The sequence below is a fragment of the Borborobacter xinjiangensis genome (assembly GCF_047739745.1).
GTDB lineage: Bacteria > Pseudomonadota > Alphaproteobacteria > Rhizobiales > Rhizobiaceae > Pseudaminobacter.
The window spans coordinates 1-876 of the sequence record NZ_JBLLVA010000089.1 but is presented as its reverse complement, the minus strand read 5'-3'; the positions used below and the strand labels follow the sequence as shown (position 1 = coordinate 876).

Here is an 876-nt window from a genome sequence, read left to right as displayed (position 1 = left end):
GCCATTGTCACTGACGATCATCCTGGGTTTGCCGCGTTCCTCGATGATCCGGTCAAGCTCACGGGCAACCCGCAAGCCGGAAAGCGATGTATCGGCGACGAGCCCCAGGCATTCTCTGGTGCAATCGTCGACGACCGTAAGAACCCGGAACCTGCGCCCATCGGTGAGTTGATCCGACACGAAGTCCAGCGACCAGCGATCATTGGCTGCCATCGGGATCAGCATCGGTGCGCGTGTGCCGATCGCTCGCTTGCGGCCGCCGCGCTTGCGCACCGTCAGCTTCTCCTCCCGATAGAGCCGGAAGAGCCGCTTGTGGTTCACAAGGTGGCCCTCGCGCCTGAGCAGCACATGAAGGCGTCGATAACCGAAGCGGCGGCGCTCATGTGCCAATGCCTTCATTCGCTCGCGAAGGTCATGGTCGTCGATACGGCTGCTTTCGTAACGAACCGTCATCCGGCAAAAGCCGATGGCTTTACACGCCCGCCGTTCGCTCATCCGATGTTGGTTCATCAGGTGAGCGACAGCGTTCCGCTGGGCTGCGGGCGTCACCACTTCTTTCCCAAAAGGTCCTTCAAAGCAGCATTGTCGAGCATCGCGTCCGCCAGCAACCGCTTCAGCTTCGTGTTCTCGTCCTCCAGCGTCTTCAGCCGCTTCGCCTCGGACACGTCCATGCCGCCGAACTTGGCTTTCCATTTATAGATGCTGGCATCGCTGACGCCGTGCTTGCGGCAAAGCTCCGAGACCGGCGTGCCCGCCTCGTGCTCCTTCAGAATGCCGATAATCTGTTCGTCTGTGAAACGGTTGCGCTTCATTCCCTGGTCCTCTCAATGGGCCAGAGCTTACTTCAAAATGGATTATTTCAACGGGGCAAGGTCA

General features: G+C 59.5%; 1 pseudogene. It reads right to left on the bottom strand.

Going from position 1 to position 876, the window contains the following annotated elements:
* Positions 1-812, bottom strand: a pseudogene (locus tag ACLKMW_RS26455) (IS3 family transposase); the annotation flags it as partial.
* Positions 813-876: the final 64 nt, after the last annotated feature.